The organism is Nocardioides sp. LHD-245 (genome assembly GCF_030929495.1).
GTDB lineage: Bacteria > Actinomycetota > Actinomycetes > Propionibacteriales > Nocardioidaceae > Nocardioides.
In genome coordinates, this window is record NZ_JAVFWN010000005.1 from 202,366 (window position 1) to 218,188 (window position 15,823).

Annotated in this window: 15 protein-coding genes; 1 reads left to right on the forward strand and 14 read right to left on the reverse strand. The window is 72.8% G+C overall.

All coding sequences use genetic code 11. The features are described from left to right. Positions 1–91 precede the first annotated feature (91 nt). The gene (locus RB608_RS09950; RefSeq protein ID WP_308087689.1) at positions 92–2,263 is read left to right on the forward strand and encodes an MMPL family transporter; all 2,172 of its coding nucleotides are present in this window, start codon (positions 92–94) and stop codon (positions 2,261–2,263) included. On the opposite strand, the gene lipA is transcribed toward RB608_RS09950, so the two are convergent. From lipA to RB608_RS10020, 14 genes are all read right to left on the reverse strand, one after another. Beyond that, the gene (lipA, locus tag RB608_RS09955; protein ID WP_308087691.1) at positions 2,257–3,192 is read right to left on the reverse strand and encodes a lipoyl synthase; all 936 of its coding nucleotides are present in this window, start codon (positions 3,190–3,192) and stop codon (positions 2,257–2,259) included. The two genes, RB608_RS09950 and lipA, sit on opposite strands and share 7 nt — an antisense overlap. Before the next feature lie 22 nt (positions 3,193–3,214). Further along, positions 3,215–4,771, reverse strand: a complete 1,557-nt coding sequence (locus tag RB608_RS09960; RefSeq protein WP_308087692.1) for an AMP-binding protein — start codon at positions 4,769–4,771, stop codon at positions 3,215–3,217. A 64-nt stretch (positions 4,772–4,835) separates the two neighbouring features. After that, a complete protein-coding gene (locus tag RB608_RS09965) occupies positions 4,836–5,552 on the reverse strand; it encodes a 2-oxo acid dehydrogenase subunit E2 (protein WP_308087693.1) in 717 nt (238 codons plus the stop codon). After that, positions 5,545–5,781 carry a lipoyl domain-containing protein gene (locus tag RB608_RS09970; protein ID WP_308087694.1) on the reverse strand — a complete coding sequence of 79 codons (237 nt, stop codon included), beginning with the start codon at positions 5,779–5,781 and terminating at the stop codon, positions 5,545–5,547. The genes RB608_RS09965 and RB608_RS09970 overlap by 8 nt, the downstream gene beginning before the upstream one ends. Continuing rightward, positions 5,778–6,764 carry a pyruvate dehydrogenase complex E1 component subunit beta gene (locus RB608_RS09975; RefSeq protein WP_308087695.1) on the reverse strand — a complete coding sequence of 329 codons (987 nt, stop codon included), beginning with the start codon at positions 6,762–6,764 and terminating at the stop codon, positions 5,778–5,780. Before RB608_RS09975 ends, RB608_RS09970 begins: the two co-directional genes overlap by 4 nt. Beyond that, entirely contained in the window at positions 6,761–7,756 is a 996-nt protein-coding gene (locus RB608_RS09980) for a thiamine pyrophosphate-dependent dehydrogenase E1 component subunit alpha (RefSeq protein ID WP_308087696.1), read from the reverse strand. Before RB608_RS09980 ends, RB608_RS09975 begins: the two co-directional genes overlap by 4 nt. After that, positions 7,753–8,163 (reverse strand): acyl dehydratase, encoded by a 411-nt coding sequence (locus RB608_RS09985; RefSeq protein ID WP_308087697.1) that lies wholly within the window; start codon positions 8,161–8,163, stop codon positions 7,753–7,755. Before RB608_RS09985 ends, RB608_RS09980 begins: the two co-directional genes overlap by 4 nt. Next, entirely contained in the window at positions 8,160–8,645 is a 486-nt protein-coding gene (locus RB608_RS09990; RefSeq protein ID WP_308087698.1) for a MaoC family dehydratase N-terminal domain-containing protein, read from the reverse strand. Before RB608_RS09990 ends, RB608_RS09985 begins: the two co-directional genes overlap by 4 nt. Continuing rightward, entirely contained in the window at positions 8,642–9,766 is a 1,125-nt protein-coding gene (locus RB608_RS09995; protein WP_308087699.1) for an alcohol dehydrogenase catalytic domain-containing protein, read from the reverse strand. Before RB608_RS09995 ends, RB608_RS09990 begins: the two co-directional genes overlap by 4 nt. Further along, complete coding sequence (locus RB608_RS10000; protein ID WP_308087700.1) at positions 9,763–10,554, reverse strand: enoyl-CoA hydratase/isomerase family protein; 792 nt, start codon at positions 10,552–10,554, stop codon at positions 9,763–9,765. Before RB608_RS10000 ends, RB608_RS09995 begins: the two co-directional genes overlap by 4 nt. 81 nt (positions 10,555–10,635) lie before the next feature. Next, entirely contained in the window at positions 10,636–11,658 is a 1,023-nt protein-coding gene (locus RB608_RS10005) for a zinc-binding dehydrogenase (protein ID WP_308087702.1), read from the reverse strand. Continuing rightward, positions 11,651–13,252 (reverse strand): AMP-binding protein, encoded by a 1,602-nt coding sequence (locus RB608_RS10010; protein WP_308087703.1) that lies wholly within the window; start codon positions 13,250–13,252, stop codon positions 11,651–11,653. The genes RB608_RS10005 and RB608_RS10010 overlap by 8 nt, the downstream gene beginning before the upstream one ends. Then, positions 13,253–14,413: an acyl-CoA dehydrogenase family protein gene (locus RB608_RS10015; RefSeq protein ID WP_308087704.1), complete on the reverse strand. Its 1,161-nt coding sequence runs from the start codon at positions 14,411–14,413 to the stop codon at positions 13,253–13,255. A 75-nt stretch (positions 14,414–14,488) separates the two neighbouring features. Beyond that, positions 14,489–15,823, reverse strand: coding sequence for an MmgE/PrpD family protein (locus RB608_RS10020; RefSeq protein ID WP_308087705.1), 1,335 nt, complete (start codon positions 15,821–15,823; stop codon positions 14,489–14,491).

The window sequence follows — 15,823 nt, forward strand, 5'->3', positions numbered from 1 at the left end:
CCACGACCGGACGGGACGTTCCACCCCTGACCGGGGTCGCGCGCGCCGGGACGCTGGACCCATCTCCCCTTCTCATCTCCCAGGAGCCCTCATGTCCCTGTCCCTGAGCGCGCTGCCCACGCGGGCCGCCCGTTGGAGCGCCACCCATCCGTGGCGCGCGATCGGCGCCTGGCTGGCGTTCGTGGTGATCGCCGTCGGCCTCGCCGCGACCATCCCCACCAACGAGGTCGAGGACGCCGACTACCGCATCGGCGAGTCCGGCCGGGCCGGCGCACTCATCGAGGAGGCCGGCCTCGACGACCCCCCGTCGGAGAGCGTGCTGGTGCGTGCCCGGTCCGGCGAGCTCGACGGCGCGATGGGCAGCGCCGCCGCGGCCGAGGTCGCCGAGCGGATGCGGACGGCCCCAGGCGTCGCCGGGGTCGGCGACGCCGTGCCGAGCGCCGACGGTACGGCGCTGCTCGTCCCCGTCGAGCTGACCGCGGACGATGTCGACGCGGCTCCGCTGCTCGACGTCACCGCCGCCGTCCAGGACGCCCACCCCGACCTGGTGATCGCCCAGGCCGGCGACGTCACCATCGACGAGGCGATCAACGAGCGGGTCGGTGAGGACCTGCGGGCCGCCGAGTTCATCAGCCTCCCCATCACGCTCGTCCTGATGCTGCTGGCGTTCGGCGCGCTGATCGCGGCCGGCCTGCCGGTGCTGCTCGCCGCCACGAGCGTGGCGGCGACGATCGGCATCAGCGCACCGATCTCGTGGCTGGTGCCGGCCGAGTCGACCGTGCTCAGCATGATCGTGCTGATCGGCATGGCCGTCGGCGTCGACTACTCGCTGTTCTACCTCAAGCGGGAGCGCCAGGAGCGGGCCGCCGGGCGCTCGACGCTCGACGCCGTCGCGATCGCCGCGGAGACCTCGGGGCACGCGATCCTGGTGTCCGGCGGTGCCGTGATCGCCGCGCTCGCGGGCCTGTTCGTGCTCTCCGACGTCACCTTCAACTCGCTGGCCACCGGCGCGATCCTCGTCGTCGCGGTCGCCGTGCTGGGCTCGATCACCGTGCTGCCGGCGCTCCTGGTCAAGCTGGGCCGCTGGGTCGACCGTCCCCGGCTGCCGCTGCTGTGGCGGCTCACGCGACGGGTGCCGACGGGCACCGTCAGCGGTCGCATCCTCGGGCCCGTGGTCCGGCACCCCGTCGTCGCCCTGGTCGTCTCGTCGATCGGCATCATCGCGCTCGCCGTACCCGCGTTCGGGATGAAGACGCACCAGGCCAGCATCGAGACGCTGCCCGCCGACATCCCGGCCGTGCAGACGCTCCGCTCGATCACGAAGGCGTTCCCAGCCGAGGGCACCGCCGCGCAGGTCGTCGTCGCCGGCGCCGAGCCCGCCGCGGCCCGATCCGCTCTCGAGGAGCTCGCCGCCGCAGCAGGTGCCGGCGACGACTTCGCGACCGAGGGGGCCGAGGTGCGCACCTCCGAGGACGGCGGTACGTCGGTCGTGGACCTCCCGCTGCCCTACGAGGAAGCCGACGACCGCGCCACCAAGGCGATCAAACGGCTCCGCGCCGACCTCGCGCCCGCCGCCCTCGACGGCCTCGGCGCCGGCAGCTCGTGGGCCGTCGGCGGCGGCGCCGCCGAGTCGCTCGACCGCCTGGACCTGCGCACCGAGCGGATGCCGCTGCTGCTGGGGTTCGTGCTGCTGCTGACCATGGTGATGATGATGCTCGCGTTCCGCAGCGTCCTGCTGGGCATCGTCTCGACGGTGCTCAACCTGGCCTCGGTGGGCGTCGCCTTCGGCCTGCTGTCGGTCGTCTTCCAGCACGGCGTCGGCGAGAGCCTGCTCGACTTCACCAGCCCCGGCTTCGTGATCGAGTGGATCCCGATCTTCGTCCTCGTCGTCCTGGTCGGCCTGTCGATGGACTATCACGTGTTCGTGCTCAGCCGGATCCGCGAGCTGATCGACCGCGGGCTGCCCGCCCGCGAGGCCGTCCACCGAGGCATCGCCGACACGGCCGGCGTCATCACCAGCGCCGCCGCGGTCATGGTCTCCGTGTTCGCCATCTTCGCGACCCTGTCGATGATGGAGATGAAGATGATGGGCGTCGGCCTCGCCGCCGCGATCCTCATCGACGCCACGGTGATCCGGCTGGTCGTGCTGCCCGCCGTGCTGATCCTGCTCGGCGAACGCGCCTGGCCGCGGCGCAGGGGTCCGTCGGAGCCGATGGTCTCGGCGGCGCTGCCCGAGGAGGGGCTGGTGACCACCGGTCACTGATCGGCCGGGGTCGGCCTCCGCTTCCGGAGGGCCTGCTCGTAGAGACGGCCGGCCCGGTACGACGAGCGCACGAGCGGACCGGCCAGCACCCCCGCGAAGCCGAGACGACGGGCCTCGTCGGCCAGCTCGACGAACTCCTCCGGCCGGACCCACCGCTCGACGGGGTGGTGTCGGCTCGACGGGCGCAGGTACTGGGTGATGGTCAGGAGGTCGCAGTGCACGGAGCGGAGGTCCCGCAGTGCCGAGGTGATCTCGTCGGGTGTCTCCCCCAGGCCGAGGATCAGGTTGCTCTTGGTCACCAGCCCGGCGGAGTGCGCCCGCGCCAGCACCTCGAGCGAGCGGTCGTAACGGAACCCCGGACGAATCCTGCGGAAGACGCGCGGCACCGTCTCGAGGTTGTGCGCCAGCACCTCGGGGCGGGAGTCGAAGACCTCGGTCAGCAGGTCGAGGCGGCCGCCGAAGTCGGGGATCAGGTTCTCGACGCGGGTGTCGGGGTTCAGGGCGTGGATCCGGCGGACGGTCTCGGCGTACAACCAGGCGCCGCCGTCGGCCAGGTCGTCTCGGGCGACGCCCGTGATCGTGGAGTACCGCAACCGCATGGTCCGCACGCTCTCGGCGACCCGGCGCGGCTCGTCGCGGTCCAGCGCCGACGGCCGGCCGGTGTCGATCTGGCAGAAGTCGCACCGGCGGGTGCACTGGTCGCCGCCGATGAGGAAGGTCGCCTCCCGGTCCTCCCAGCACTCGAAGAGGTTGGGGCACCCGGCCGCCTGGCAGACCGTGTGCAGACCCTCCTCCTCGACCAGGTCGAGGAGCTGCCGGGACTCGGGCCCGATCCGCACCCGCGCCCTGATCCACTCCGGCTTCTCCTCGACCGGAGTCTGCGCGTTGCGGATCTCCAGACGCAGGAGCCGGCGTCCGGCCGGCTCCATCAACCCCGCCGCCGCCCTGCGCTCACCGACCCGACACCTCCTTTCGCAGCTCTCCCTTGGCGACCTTCCCGATGGAGGTCTTGGGCAGGGCGTCGCGGATCTCGACGATCGTCGGGACCTTGAAGGAGGCGAGCCGGCCGACGCAGTGCTCACGCACGTCCTCCGCGCTGAGCGCGGCACCGGCCACGGGCACCACCACTGCCTTCACGGCCTCGTCGCGCAGTGGGTCGGGTACGCCGATCACGGCGACCTCGGCGATCGACGGGTGCTCGACGAGGACCGCCTCGACCTCGGCGGTCGAGATGTTCTCGCCACCGCGCTTGATCATGTCCGCGCGTCGGTCGAACCAGTAGAGGTACCCGTCGGCGTCGGCGTAGGCGTTGTCGCCGGTCCAGAGCTCACCGTCGCGCAATGCCCGCGCGGTGGCCTCGGGGTTGTTGTAGTAGCCCTTCATCAGGGTGCGCCCGGGCACCCCCTGGATCACGATCTCGCCCACGGAGCCCACCGGGACGTCCCTGCCGTCGGGGTCGACGAGGCGGACCGTGCGCCCCACCAACGGCTTGCCGATGGACGGCCACTTCTTCGGACCGAACACGGGAGCGAGCGTGGCCAGCGTCATCGCCTCCGACAGCCCGTAGGCGTTGATCAGCTCGACGCCGTAGCGGTCCTGGAAGGCGTCCTTCTCCTCCGCGGAGATGTTGAGCGCGTAGAAGGTACGGCGGAGGGTGTGGTCCCGGTCGGTGTGCCGCTCCGGCTGGGCGAGCAGCGTGCGCACCTGCATCGAGACCAGGCTGGTCTGGGTGGCCCGGTGCCGACGAACCTGGTCCCAGTACTTCGTCGCCCGGAACTCCTCCAGCAGGATGCAGGTCCCGCCCACCGTCAGGCTCGAGAGCACCGTGATGACCTGCGCATTGACGTGGAAGACCGGCAGCGACGTCAGGCAGCGGTCGGTGTCGTCGAGCAGCAGGCCGCGCGACTCGCGCTCACCGCCGTGCAGGGCGTTGGCATGGGTCAGCAGGACACCCTTGGGCCGCGCGGTGGTCCCCGACGTGAACAGCATCTGCACGACGTCCTCGCTGTCCACCGCGGGTCGCGGCGCGACGGTGGACGTCGTCACCAGCTCCTCCAGCATGACGGTGCCGGCCGCCGGCTCGTCGGTCCGGGCGAGGATCCGCCACCGGACGGACGGCACCCGGTCCGCCGCCTCGGCGACGGTGTCCAGGAAGGACGGCTGGGTCACCACGGCGACCGCACCGGAGAAGTCGAGCACGTACTCCAGCTCCGCCGGCGTGTTCGCCGTGTTCGACGGGACCATCACCGCGCCGAGCGTGCCGAGAGCGAACCACACCTCGAGGATCTCGGGGCAGTTGGCGAGGTGGACCGCGACCCGGTCGCCCTGCTCGACGCCGAGGTCGGTCAGGCCCGCCGCGACCTGGTCGACCCGCACCCGGAACCCGGCGTACGAGGTCTCGCGGACGGCCCCGTCCTTGTCCTCGAACACGATGAACGGCTTGTCGCCGTAGCGCTCGGCCCGTTCGTCGAGCAGGTCGCGCATGGTCCGGTTGCCGACGATGTCCATCCCAAGTCCTCCAGTTTCCCAGTCCGTCGAGCCCAGCCTGCCCTCGAAGGCGCGAGCAGGTCGCTCAGTCCGTCGAATTCCCGGTATTGCCCGCCCGGAGCAGGTCGTCCGCCGCCTCGACGCCCCGGCAGATCCGGTCGAGCACCCGAGCCGCGTCGGCACCGTCGGTGGCGGCGTGGTCGAAGCTGAGGCTCAGCCCGATCCGGCGTACCGCGACGACCTGGTCGTCGACCAGGGCGAGCTCGCTGCGCACGGCGCCGACGCCGAGGATCGCCAGTTGCGGCGGGTTCACGATCGGGGAGAAGAACTCCACGCCCAGAGCGCCCAGGCTCGACACCGTGAACGTGGCGTCGGCGATGTCCTCCATCCGCAGCCGCCCGGCCCGGGCGAGCTCGGAGAGCCGTCGCAGCTCGGATCCGATCCCCGCGACCGAGAGGCGGTCCGCGTCCCGGATCACCGGGACGACCAGCGCTCCGGCCACGTCGACGGCGACGCCCAGGTGCACGCCGGTGTGGAGGTCGATGGTCCGGTCCGTCACCGTGCCGTTGATCCGACTGGCCCGCACCGCCCGCGCGACGGCGGCGAGGAGCGCGGCCGTCAGTCCGACGCCGCTGTCGGGGTCGGCCGACCTCGCTGGGCCGAGGGCACTCTCCAGGGCCGTCAGCTCGGCACGACGGTGCAACGTGACCTGCGGCTTCGTGATGACGGACTCGGTCAGCCGCTTCGCCGTGGTCCGCCGGAACCGGTCGTACCGGACCTGCGTGATGGCGGTCTCAGCCATCGCCGAGTCTCGCGACGACCTGACCGGGTACGACGTCCGCCCCCTCCTCGACCAGGAGCTCGGTGACGGTCCCCGCGAAGGGCGACTCCAGCTCCGCCGCCGTCTTGTCGGTCTCGAGCTCGGCGATCGGCTCGCCCTCGTCGACGTGGTCGCCGACGGCCTTCAGCCACGTGACGAGGGTGGCGTCCTCCATGGTCAGTCCCCACTGCGGGACAACGATGTCGCTCATGATGCCTTCCTGACGGTCCTGATGGTCTCCAGCACGGCGGACACGATGTCCTCCGGCTGGGGGAGGTACGCCGCCTCCAGATGGGGGGCGAAGGGAGCGGGGGCGTACGGCGCGCCGAGCCGGCGCACGGGTGCGACGAGCTCGTCGAAGCACTCCGTCGCGACCGTCGCCGCGATCTCCGCGCCCACACCGAAGTCGACGACGGCGTCGTGGACCACGAGCAGCCGACCGGTCCGGCGGACCGAGGCCAGCACCGTCTCCCGGTCCCAGGGCGAGATGGTGCGCAGGTCGATGAGCTCGACGCTGACGTCCTCGAGCTGCGCCACGGCCCGGGCGGCCCGCGGCGCCGCGCCACCCCAGGTGACCAGCGTCAGGTCCGTGCCCTCGCGACGCACGGCGGCCACCCCGATCGGCACGATCTCGTCCTCGTCGGCGACCTCGCCGCGGGTCGACCACTCGACGAGGCTCTCGATGACGTAGACCGGGCCGTCGTCGCGGATCGCGGCCTTGAGCAGCCCGCGGGCGTCGGCGGGGGTCGAGCCCCACACGACCTTGAGCCCGGGGACGTGCGCGAGCCACGCCTCGAGGTTCTGCGAGTGCTGAGGTCCGGTACGCCGCCCGCTCGCGCAGATCGACCGGATCACCATCGGTGCGGCGAAGTTGCCCGCCGACATGTAGGAGACCTTGGCGGCCTGGTTGACGACCTGGTCCATCGCGACGGTCACGAAGTCGAGGAACATCACCTCGACGACCGGCCGATACCCGGCCATGGCGGCGCCGAGCGCCGCGCCGACGATCGCCGCCTCGCTGATCGGGGTGTCGCGCACCCGGTCCGGGCCGAACGCCTCGAGCAGTCCCTTCGTCGCCCCGAACGGCCCACCGGGGTCGGCGACGTCCTCGCCGATGACCAGGACCCGGTCGTCGCGCGCCATCTCCTCGTGGAGTGCGCGGTTGATCGCCTGCCAGTACTTCACTGTCGTCATCGGGCGCCCTCCGGGTAGACGTGACGGCTCAGGCCGCCGGGGTCGCTCAGCGGCATCGCGCGCGCCGCCTCCACCGCCGCGCCGACCAGGTCCGCGATGTCCGCGTCGACCTGGTCGAGCTCGGCGGGCGGTACGCCGTGCGCCGCGTGCAGCACGTCCCGCCAGTGGGTGAGCGGGTCGCGCTCGGTCATCGCGGTGATCTCCTCGCGGGCCCGGTACTTCTGCGGGTCCCCCTCGAAGTGCCCGCGCCAACGCGTGGTTCGCGCCTCGATCAGGGTGGGTCCCGCACCGGACCGGGCGCGCGCGGTCGCCGCCCGTGCGGCCGTGAGAACCGCCGCCACGTCGTTGCCGTCGACCTTCTCCGCGGGCATGCCGTACGCCGCGGCGAGGTCGGTGACCTCGGCGTTCGCCAGGTGCTTGCTCACCGGTGTCATCTCCGCGTAGCCGTTGTGCTCGCAGACGAAGACGACCGGCAGCTGCCAGAGCTCGGCGAGGTTCAGGCACTCGTGCAGGACACCCTCGGCCACCGCGCCGTCGCCGAAGAAGGCCACCGAGACCTGGCCGCGACCGGCGAGCTGGGCCGCGTAGCCTCCGCCCACCGCCATCGGGATGCCGCCACCGACGATCGCGTTGGCGCCCAGGATGCCGACCGTGTTGTCGGCGATGTGCATGGACCCCGAGCGTCCCAGCGCATAGCCGCCCTCGCGTCCGTACAGCTCGGCCATCATCTCGCGCAGGCGACCGCCCTTGGCGATGCAGTGTCCGTGCCCACGGTGGGTGGTGGTGATGTAGTCGGCGTCGTCCAACGCGGCGCACACCCCGGCGGCGACGGCCTCCTGCCCGATGGACAGGTGGATGAACCCGGGCAGCTCGCCGGCGGCGAAGAGCTCGCCGGCCGTGGTCTCGAACTGGCGGATCCTGCGCATCGTCCGGTACAGGTCGATCGCGAGCTCGCGGTCGACACCGACGTCCTGACTGCGGACAGCCGTCATGGTCGTCCCTCCTCCTCGGTGAGCCGGACGACAGCCCGGCCCGGGGCGCACACGACGCCGTCCTGGTTGGTCTCCTGCAGCTCGACGGTCCGGGTCCACCGGTCGGCCTCGACGACCCGGCCGGTCACCGTCAGGACGTCGCCCGGAACCGCGAAGTGGCGGTTCTGCCACGAGAAGCGCTCCACCCGTCCGGCTCCGCCGAGCCAGCGACGCACGGTGGCCAGCAGCCAGCAGCCATGGAGGTGACCGTGGACGAGCACGCCGGGATAGCCCTCGGTCGCGGCGTACGGCAGGTCATAGTGGATCCGGTGCGGGTTCCAGGTGACGGCACTGAAGCGGAACAGGGAGATCTCGCTCGGGCGGACCTCGAGGACCGGGAGCTCGGTCCCCACGGGGGCGAAGGTCATGACAGCGCCTCCCTGCCGAGGAACGTCTCCCGGCACTCGCTGAGCGGGCCGTCCTCGTCGGAGTAGGTGCGCTGCACGGTCAACACCAGCAGCGGGCCGTTCGCGGTCGTCTTCAGCTCGGCGCCGGCGAGAGCGATGTCGAGGCTCACCAGCGCGCCGGCCTCGAGGTCGCGGTGGAAGGTGAGCTCCTGGCCTCCGGCCATCAGGCGCAGCCCCGCGACGTCGAACCCGGAGAACGGGTCGGCGGCGTTGCCGTCGGGCAGCAGGTCCCGCTCGAGGGGGCCGTTGTCCCACACCAGCACCGACGACAGGAACAGCGGCGCGGCGAGCCCGACGACGTCGTCGGCGACGCTGCCGTCGACCGCCACCGCGAACCGGTCGAGCTGCTGCTGCCCGATCCGGCCGAGCTCGACCCGCCGGGTCGCGCCGAGCCGGGACCGAGCCGCGGTCCAGACCTCGTGGATGCGTGCCTGGTCGCTCACCCCTGGGACCCCACCCCGCCGGCCGGCGCGGCCGGTGTCGCCGAGGGGTCGAGGAGGAGCTTGCCGAAGACCCGGCGCTTCTCGAGCAGCCGCTGGGCGTGGGCGATCTCCTCCAGCGCGAAGACCTGCTGGACGATCGGCCGCACGATGCCGCGCTCGACCAGGTCCAGGATCGTGCAGAAGTCGTCGCGCGACCCGGCGTAGGAGCCGATCACGGTGTGCTCCTTGATGAACAGGTGCCACAGGTTGATGTCGACCTCGAAGCCCGAGTGGCCGCCGGACGTCACCAGGCGGCCACCCCGCGCCATCGCGGCCAGGCTGCCCTGCCAGGTGCTGGCGCCGACGTGCTCGAAGACCAGGTCCGCGCCGTGGCCGCCGTTGAAGGCCCGGACCTGCCGGGGCCAGGTCGGGTCGTGGTGGTCCACGACGAGATCGGCCGGCAGCAGCTCGCGAGCCTTGCGAACCTTCTCCTCGCCGCCGACCGTGACGACGACCCGCGCGCCACTGAAGCGCGCGACCTGGGCGGCGAGGGTGCCGATGCCCGAGCCCGCGGCGATCACGAGCACCGTCTCGCCGGCGCGCAGCCGTGCCCGCGTGTGGAGCATGTGCCACGTGGTGGGCCCGGTCACGGCGATCGCCGTCGCGACGTCGTACGACAGACCGGTCGGGATGGGCAGGACCTGGCGGGCCGGCGCCACGGCGTACTCCGCATAGCCGCCCTGGGTCTGGACGCCGTAGATCAGGCTGTCGCGGCACATGTTGGTCTGGCCGCGGAAGCAGGGGCGACACCGGCCGCAGGCGACGACAGGGTCCACGACCACACGTGCGCCGAGCAGGCCGGGGTCCACCTCCGTGCCGACCGCGACGACGTCGCCCGCGACCTCGGTGCCGGAGATGTGGGGCAGGGGCACGGCCTGCGGCGTCTGGCCACTGCGGGTGAGCAGGTCCACCTGGTTGAGGCCGCACCGGCGCACCTTGATCAGGACCTCGTCCCGACCGCAGTCGGGTACGGCGACGTCGGTGTCGACCCGCACGACGATCCGCCCGCCGTCGTCGTGCAGCCGAGCGGCGCGCATGGTCGTGGGGACGGTCTCGGTCGCCGCGGGCGCGCTCGTCGTCACTTCGCGGCTCCCAGCTCGTCGAGGTAGGCCTTCTTCTTGGCGGCGAACTCCTCGGACTGGAAGGCCAGGCCGTTCGCGATCGCCTCGACCTGGAGCTGCTCGCGCAGGCTCGAGGACTCACCGAGGCGGACGACGGTCTTGAGCATCCGGACGGCGTCGGCGCCCTGGCCGGCGACCCGGGCGAGGAACCCCTCGACGGCGGCGCCGAGCGCCTCGGCATCGGGGAGGACCTCGTTGACCAGGCCCCAGGTCAGCGCCTCCTCCGCGCTCACGCGGTAGCCGGTCAGCGCCATGTGCAGCGCTCGCGACGCGCCGACCTGTCGCTGGACGAGCCAGGACAGGCCGAAGTCCTGCACGACGTCGAGCGCGCCGGGGACCATCCACAGTCGCGCGCCGGACACCGCGAAGCGCAGGTCGCAGGCCATCGCGATGCCCAGGCCCCCGCCCCCGCAGGCGTGCCCGTTGAGCGCGGCCAGGGTCGGGATCGGCAGGCCGTGGATCGCCTCAATGATCTCGTGCTGCCCGTCGAGCAGCCGCTTGCCCGAGTAGATCGACGGGTCGTCGACGTGCTCCATGAAGAACGGCGTGTCGAGGTCGACGCCCGCGGAGAACAGCCGCCCACGCCCCGTGATCACCAGGGCCCGCGCATCGCTCCGCGCCACGACCCGGACGGCGTCGAGGAGCTCCTCGAGCATCTGCGGGTCGAGGGCGTTGAGGCGTTCGGGCCGGTCGAGGGTCAGCAGCGCGGCCCCCGGCCGGAGGTCCAGCTCGATCCTGCGCTCGCCCATCGTCTGTCTCCTTCTTCGTGCTTCTCGCCACTCGACCGACCAGTCGGTCGAGTGGCAGGCTAGTCGCGCGCAGGATCGGCGTCAAGCACCCGCGGAGCCGTCGACGTCGACCGCGACCCGGCCGACGGAGGAGCCGGACTCCACCGCGGCCAGCGCCGCGGGAGCCCGGTCGAAAGGGAGGAGTCGCGAGACCACCGGGTGGATCGCCGCCGCGTCCACGACGGCGACCAGGCGCTCGTACTGCTCCCGGACGACGGCCGGGGCCCGGTCGCGGTACAGGCCCCAGTGCAGGCCCACGACCGCGTAGTTCTTGACCATCGCCAGGTCGGCGCGCACCGGCGGCACCTGACCGCTGGCGAAGCCGACCAGCACGATGCGTCCGTCGAACCCGACCACTCGCTCGGACAGCGCGTGCGCCGTTCCGCCGACCGGGTCGATGACGACGTCGACCGCGCCTCCCGCGGCCTCCCGCACCTGCCCGACCAGGTCCGCCGAGCCTCTCAGCAGGACCGCCGAACAGCCCGCGGCGAGAGCCGCCTCCCGCTTGACCGGGTCGCCCACGACGCCGATCACGGTGCGCGCGCCGAGCGCCCGGGCGAGCTGGACCGCGGCCAGCCCGACGCCGCCCGCCGCCGCGTGCACGAGGACGGCGTCGCCCGCCTCGACCCGCCCGCGCACGTGGACGGCGAACCACGCCGTCTGGAACGCGACCGGGAAGCACGCCGCCTCCACGGGCGAGTAGTGCGCCGGCGGGACGAAGGCGCTGCCGCGGTCCAGGACGGCGTACGGCGCGAACGCACCGACCAGGCCGGCGGTCAGGCCGGCGACGGTGCCGCCCGCGGGCAGGAGGTCGTCGAGATCGCCGCCGACGAGCTCACCGGACACCTCCATCCCGGCGATCGCGGGGAGCGGCGGGGTGGACTGATAGGTCCCGCGAACGATCAGCGCGTCGGAGAAGTTGACCGACGCCGCCCGCACCCGCACGAGCAGCTGCCCCGGCCCGGGCCGGGGCACCGCGACGTCCGCCAGGGCGAGCACCTCGTCCGGCTCGCCGCGGCGGTCGAAGGTCCACGCCCGCATCCGGTCGGGAAGCGCGTCAGCCATCGCTCGGTCTCCTCTCCGTCAGGCCGGCCAACCCGGCCAACCCGGCCCTGCGGACCTTGCCCGAGGCCGTCCTCGGCAGGTCGGACACGAACAGGACCTGCCGCGGTCGCTTGTGGCCGGCGAGGTGCGCCCGGCAGTGCCGTACGAGGTCGTCGGCGGTCACGGCCACGCCCGCGACGGTCTCGACCGCGGCGGCGACCGCCTCGCCCCAGCGCTCGTCCGGCACCCCGAACACGGCCGCGGCGCGCACCGCGGGATGGAGCTCGAGCACGTCCTCGACCTCGGCCGGGAAGATGTTCATGCCCCCCGAGATGATCAGCTCCTTGCTGCGACCGGTCAGGTGCAGATAGCCCGCATCGTCGATCAGGCCCAGGTCACCGGTGCGCAGCCAGCCGTCGTCGAAGAGCGCCGCCGTGGCCTGCGGATCGTCCCAGTAGCCGGCGCACAGCGTGGGCCCGGCCACCTGGACCTCGCCGACCTCCCACGGCTCCGCGACGCCGGCATCGGTCCGGACCCGCACCCGGACGCCGAAGGACGGCAGGCCGGCGCTGACCCGCGCGGCGGGCGGCGCATGGGGCGGACAATGGGTCACCGTCCCGCCACCTTCGGTGAGCCCGTAGACGTGGGACACCCACACGTGCGGCAGCAGCGCGGAGGTCCGGGCCAGGAGCCGCTCGCGGACCGGAGCGCCCCCGCACATGATCATCCGCAGTGCCGGCCAGGCCGCGCCGGAGCGCTCGAGTGCGTCGAGCACGTCGGCGAGCATCGTCGGCACCAGGAGCAGATGGGTCACGCCGCAGCGGCCCACCTCGCGCACCACCTCGTCGGCGTCGAAGCCCCCCGACGCCTTGAGATGCACCTGCCCGCCCTGCAGCAGCACGGCCCAGACGAACTGGTGCCGACCGCCGATGTAGTTGAGGTCGAAGGCGACGAAGGTGGCGCTGTCGCGGCCGATCCCGAAGTCGGCGATCTGCTGGACGGCATTGGCCACCACACCTCCGGCCGTCCAGACCGCCCCCTTGGGCCGTCCCGTGGTGCCCGAGGTGTAGATGATCTCGTGAGCAGTGTCGCGCTCGACCACGGCGCCCGCGCCGGCCTCCGGCGCGGCCCGTCCGGCCGCGACGAGCTCCTCGTACTCCAGCTCCGCGACGGGCGACGGCCCGAAGGTGACCACGCTGCGCAGGTGCGGGAGCCCGCCGTCCCGGCGGGCGGCCGCGACGGCCTCGACGAGCTCGGCGTCCGCGATCAGGACCGCCGCCCGGCTGTCCGCCAGGAGGCGGACGGCCTCGGCCGGGGCGTAGCGCCAGCTCAGCGCCACGAGGACCGCGGCCAGCTGGCTGGTCGCGATCTCGACCTCGAAGTACTCCGGGCGGTTGCGCGTCAGCAGGGCCACCCGCTCCCCCGGCGCGATCCCCGCGGTCGCCGCGAGCCCTGCCGCCATGCTCGCCGAGCGGGCCACCAGGTCGCCGTACGACTGGCGTCGCCCACCCAGGCTCAGCGCCGTCCGCGCGGGATCCGGAGCCGCGACCCGGGCGAGGGCCGCGAGCAGCGAACCCGGCTCCCGGGCTCCCGGCACCGCGGCGTTGCAGCTCATTCAGAAGGACCGGCCGAGGCCGAAGGACTCGGCGATGACGTTCCTGCCCATCTCGTTGGTGATCGGACCGATGCGGTACAGGCGGACGTCGCGCCAGTACCGCTGCATGTCGGTCTCCTGCGCGTATCCCATGCCGCCGAGGATCTGGATGCCGAGGTCCGCCGCCTTGGTGGCGTACTCCGAGGAGATCACCTTCGCCATCGTCGCGGCCGTGCCGACGTCCTGACCGGTCTGCTGCAGCCAGGCCGCGCGGTAGATGGCCAGCTCGCTCTGCGTCTGCCACATCGCCATGTCCGCGACGTAGTGCTGGAGGGCCTGGAACTGTCCGATCGGCCGGCCGAACGCGCGGCGCTCCTTCATGTAGGTCACCGCGTCCTCGAGCACCCCGTCGAGGACACCGAGACACAGCGAGGACACGATGATCCGCTCGTTGTTGAGACTGGTCAGCAGGCTCGGCCAGCCCTGGTTCACCTCGCCGACCACGTGGTCGTCCGACACGAAGACGTCGTCGAGGAAGACCTCGCACGAGCCGACCGCGCGCATCCCGAGCTTCGGGATCTGCCGGATCTCCAGCCCCTGCGACGGGTTGGGGATGAGGAACAGGGTCGTCCCGCGACTGGGGCGCTCGGCATCCGGGTCGGACTTGGCGAGCAGCAGCAGGTAGTCCGACGCGTGCGCCGCCGTGGACCAGATCTTCTGGCCGCGGACCTGCCAGCCGCCCTCGACCTTGCGCGCCGTCGTGCGCATGCTGCCCAGCAGGTCGGTGCCGCCCGACGGCTCGGTGACCGCGATGGCGATCTTGATCTCGCCCGCCGCCAGACGCGGCAGCAGGTCGGCCTTGAGGGCCTCCGACCCCGACTCCGCGATCGACCGGGCACAGAACGAGGAGAGGCCCCAGATCCAGACCAGGCCGCCCAGGGTGCGGGAGAGCTCGCGCCCGATGACCACCTGGGAGAGCACGTCCGACCCGGACCCGCCGTACTCCTCGGGCAGACCGACGGCGTGCAGCCCCTGCTCGGTCATCAGGTCCCAGAGGTCGTGGGGGTACTCGTGCTCACGCGCCTCCCACTCGCGGGCTGCCTGCTTCGGCAGCTTGTTGTCGACCCAGGAGTGCAGGTGACGCTGGAAGTCGGCGAGCTCGGGCGACAGGGAGAAGTCCATCAGATAGGTCCTTTGGTGGTTCGGAAGGGTCGTTCGGGGACAGGTGCTTCGCGGGCGGCGCGGGCGCCGCCCGGGTCAGTGCGCCACGACGGCGTCCACGAGCTCGGCGGCGGGGAGGTCGAGGCCGCCCAGCGCCCGGCCGGCCAGCACGGCCAGGTCGATGCCCTCGGGGACCTCGCCCTGGAGACGGTGGAGGTTGGCCTCGAGGTCAGGCCGTGCCCAGGCACGGAGGACGCCGGCGCCGGTCGCCCGGTCGGTGCGTCCGTCGGTCCAGGTCACCTCGAGGACGAACTCGCGCGGGCCCAGCCGCGGGTCGGCGACGACCTCGACCCGCTGGGCACCGGCGACGCGCTCCGGCTCGCCGGAGGCGAACAGGTCGTCGACCGTGACCGATCCTCGGGTCAGGGCCGTGGCGAGGCAGTAGCGGGCGCTCATCAGGGCCGCGCCGGCGTCCTCGAAGACCGGCATGCCGTCGGTGCCCGGGTAGTGCGCCTCGGCCGGCGAGAGCGTGAGCGTGGCGCCGGCGAACGGCGCCCGGGCGGTCCGGGCGGTCCGGACCAGCGAGGCGGCGGCGGTGACCGGCTCCTGGAGGATCGCGCAGACCGGATGGGCCTTGAAGGTCACCTCACGCGTCGCCCACACGGTCCCGAGCTCCCGGCCGACCCCGTCCGCAGGAGCGAGGTCGCGCACGAACGCGGCGAAGAACCCGCTGTCACCCTCGAGCGCCGCGGCGGAGCCGGTCGCGCCGCACGCGGCGAGGCGCGCGGCCTCCAGGCCCGACCGCGACGCCGCCCCGAGCTGGAGCTGCCATTCGCTCGACCCGTCGACCCACGTCTGGTTGGTGCCCGCGGCCATCGACGCGGCGATGCCGAGGGCGTGCGCGCACTGCTCGGCATCGAGCCCCAGGAGACGGGCCGCTCCCGCGGCGGCGCCGAAGACGCCGTAGATGCCGCTGCCCCGGAAGCCGTGGGCGGTCGTGCGCAACGCCGCCACCCGGCCGACCGCCGCGGCCACCTCGTACCCGGCCACGACGGCAGTGAGGACGTCGCGCAGGCTCCGGTCCGTTGCCTCGGCGAGGGCGAGGACGGCCGGGATGGTCGCCGCGCCGACGTGGGTGAACCCCGGGAAGTAGGTGTCGTCCTGGGCACGGGCGTGCACGAGGCAGGCGTTGACGAAGGCCGCGTCCGGGGGTGCGAGCTCGGCCCCGGTGAGGAAGGTCCGGGCTCCGTGGCCGCCCCAGCGGCTCTCCGACCAGCGCAGGGCGACCGCCGCCAACCGTCCCCCGGCCGCCGCGACCGCGAGGTTGTGCGCGACGGCCAGGCGGGTCGTCTCCACGACGTCGTCGGGCACTGTGGCGAGGTCCAGGCCGGCAACGAACGCGCCGAGATCCTCCGTCCTGGTGGTCGTCAT

Excerpts from the sequence above, each read along its gene's own strand:
- RB608_RS09950 (WP_308087689.1), top strand. The coding sequence starts at position 92 with ATGTCCCTGTCCCTGAGCGCGCTGCCCACGCGGGCCGCCCGTTGGAGC.
- RB608_RS09980 (WP_308087696.1), bottom strand. The coding sequence starts at position 7,756 with ATGACGGCTGTCCGCAGTCAGGACGTCGGTGTCGACCGCGAGCTCGCG.
- RB608_RS10015 (WP_308087704.1), bottom strand. The coding sequence starts at position 14,413 with ATGGACTTCTCCCTGTCGCCCGAGCTCGCCGACTTCCAGCGTCACCTG.
- RB608_RS09975 (WP_308087695.1), bottom strand. The coding sequence starts at position 6,764 with ATGACGACAGTGAAGTACTGGCAGGCGATCAACCGCGCACTCCACGAG.
- RB608_RS09970 (WP_308087694.1), bottom strand. The coding sequence starts at position 5,781 with ATGAGCGACATCGTTGTCCCGCAGTGGGGACTGACCATGGAGGACGCC.
- RB608_RS10005 (WP_308087702.1), bottom strand. The coding sequence starts at position 11,658 with ATGGCTGACGCGCTTCCCGACCGGATGCGGGCGTGGACCTTCGACCGC.
- RB608_RS10000 (WP_308087700.1), bottom strand. The coding sequence starts at position 10,554 with ATGGGCGAGCGCAGGATCGAGCTGGACCTCCGGCCGGGGGCCGCGCTG.
- RB608_RS09965 (WP_308087693.1), bottom strand. The coding sequence starts at position 5,552 with ATGGCTGAGACCGCCATCACGCAGGTCCGGTACGACCGGTTCCGGCGG.
- RB608_RS10010 (WP_308087703.1), bottom strand. The coding sequence starts at position 13,252 with ATGAGCTGCAACGCCGCGGTGCCGGGAGCCCGGGAGCCGGGTTCGCTG.
- RB608_RS09985 (WP_308087697.1), bottom strand. The coding sequence starts at position 8,163 with ATGACCTTCGCCCCCGTGGGGACCGAGCTCCCGGTCCTCGAGGTCCGC.
- RB608_RS09960 (WP_308087692.1), bottom strand. The coding sequence starts at position 4,771 with ATGGACATCGTCGGCAACCGGACCATGCGCGACCTGCTCGACGAACGG.
- RB608_RS10020 (WP_308087705.1), bottom strand. The coding sequence starts at position 15,823 with ATGACGACCACCAGGACGGAGGATCTCGGCGCGTTCGTTGCCGGCCTG.
- lipA (WP_308087691.1), bottom strand. The coding sequence starts at position 3,192 with ATGGAGCCGGCCGGACGCCGGCTCCTGCGTCTGGAGATCCGCAACGCG.